The organism is Halolamina salina (genome assembly GCF_042678005.1).
GTDB lineage: Archaea > Halobacteriota > Halobacteria > Halobacteriales > Haloferacaceae > Halolamina > Halolamina salina.
The window spans coordinates 11,039-11,735 of sequence record NZ_JBHUDH010000050.1; the positions used below are offsets into that span (position 1 = coordinate 11,039).

A 697-nucleotide genomic window follows, 5' to 3' on the forward strand; every position below is an offset into this window, starting at 1 on the left:
CCCCGGCGGTCGCGACCCGCCGGATTCAAGCGCGCCGCGGGCCGAGAGTCGACGATGACAGTCGTCGTGCTGCTCGCCGATCCGCCACGCCCCGGACTCCGCTTTCCCGACCTCGCGGCGACGAGCCCGCTGAGCGAGTCGGAGGCCGCCGAGCTCGCGGCCGCGATGGACAAAGACACCATGCGGGCCGTCGAGCGCTCCGGCGCGGACCTGCTGGTGAACTACCTGCCGGAGGACCTGCTCCCCGAGGCACACCGGACCGAGGCCACCCCCGAGGCGGAGCTGCGTGCGCTCGCGGCCGACGCGCTGGAGGACGTGAGCGACGTGCGCTTCGAGCCGCAGGTCGGCTCGACGACCAGCGCCCGCGTGGGCAACACCGTCACTCACCTGCTCGAAACCGAGGAGGAGGTCGGCTCCGTGGCGGTGCTGCTCGGGAACACGCCGTTCGTCACGCGGACGGGCATCGACTCCGCGGCGATGAAGCTCCGCACCAACGAGGTCGTGTTGGGGCCGGGCGCCCGCGGCTCGGTGTACTACGCCGGCTTCACCGACACGATCGACTTCACCGACGCGATGGCGCCGCCGGCGCTGAACACGCTCGCGGAACTGGCCCGTGGCGCGGGCCACGACACCGAGTTCGTCCCGACCCAGCCGACGGTCGAAACCGGCGACGACCTCGCGAGCGTGGTCGCGGAGG

At 72.7% G+C, this 697-nt stretch carries 1 protein-coding gene; it reads left to right on the forward strand.

What is annotated here, in order from left to right:
* Positions 1–54: 54 nt before the first annotated feature.
* Positions 55–697: hypothetical protein (locus ACFR9S_RS06095; protein ID WP_379818276.1), on the forward strand; the 643-nt coding region annotated here is incomplete at its 3' end.